The following is a 1,088-nucleotide window of genomic DNA, read 5'->3' as shown; positions in this document are numbered from 1 at the left end:
CCAGCCACGGTCGAGCACTTCTCTTACTCACACCTCAGCAACCGGCACACTCCTCCAGAGGACACGGCTACTTCCGTTGCGTTAGGAGCTCTAAGTCGTGTCTTTTGGATCAGCCTGGAGCAGCCCGTGGTGTCTGGTGCGGTGCGTCGCAAGGCGGAGCATGGCCCTCGGACCGGGTGTCCGTGGGTGATGCGACAACGCCGCGAGGTGCCGTGCCAGACGCCGCGGGCCCAGGACGATCCGAAAGACACGGCCTAGCGACCTCCCTTGACGGCCCGTCCATGCCCTGCATCCTGAGAGATCAGCAGATCACTGAGTACACACGAATCGGAACGGATCAAGACGGACGTCGTACGGAGCACCCATCCAGGGCAGCACGACCGCCTCTGTAGTCGGCACGGATCACCGCAGTTGTCCGTAACTCTGCAAGAGCGGTTGCGGTTGCGTACGGCGGCGAAGCTGTCGCGCACCCAGGTGGCGCAGGCGTGTGGGGTGGGGCGTCAGACGGTGGCGAACTGGGAGGCGGGCACTGCCGAGCCGGCGCCGCCGGCCCGGCTCGCGTACCTGCGCCTCCTGGAGGGGCTGGCCCGGCTGCACCCCGCCCCCGCCGAGGCGCCCGCCGCCCCTGCCGGTCCGGCACCTCAGCCGTCGGCGGCTGCGGCGCCGGTGTTCGCCGAGGCGCACAGTGCCTTCGGCCCCGACGGCCTGGTCGTCCAGGGCGCCACGGCGCCGTGCCTGCGCTGTGGTGCACCTACCTCCTGCAAGGCGACCGACGGCCGTTCCCTGCACTCGGGTGGTTTCTGCCCGGCCCCCGCCCCCACCGCGGCATCGACGGCTGCGGCCACGCCGCCGGCCACCGTTGCGGCGCCGGCCGCCGCCTCCGCGGCCCCCGCGTCCACACCGGCCCCGGCTCCGGAGCCGGGAACGAGCCCGGCCGCGCTGGCGGCGTAGAGCGTGCAGCAGCATCAGTCCCAGCGCCGCGCCCGCCGAACCGCACGTCGCCGGCGGCTGGCGCCCCGTCTTCCCCGAAGGCCGCGCCCTGGGGGAGATGAACGTCAAGACCGACCGCGACGGCGCCCCCGTCACCT

General features: G+C 72.2%; 1 protein-coding gene. It reads left to right on the top strand.

Annotated elements, in window-relative coordinates:
* Positions 1-411 precede the first annotated feature (411 nt).
* Positions 412-951 (top strand): helix-turn-helix transcriptional regulator, encoded by a 540-nt coding sequence (locus ACH4FX_RS43205; RefSeq protein ID WP_398487400.1) that lies wholly within the window; start codon positions 412-414, stop codon positions 949-951.
* The last annotated feature ends 137 nt before the right edge of the window (positions 952-1,088 follow it).

Origin of the sequence: Streptomyces sp. NPDC018019 (assembly GCF_044327805.1) — a bacterium.
Lineage (GTDB): Bacteria > Actinomycetota > Actinomycetes > Streptomycetales > Streptomycetaceae > Streptomyces.
The sequence above is the reverse complement of the archived record's forward strand: the minus strand, read 5'-3'. Positions and strand labels throughout refer to the sequence as shown.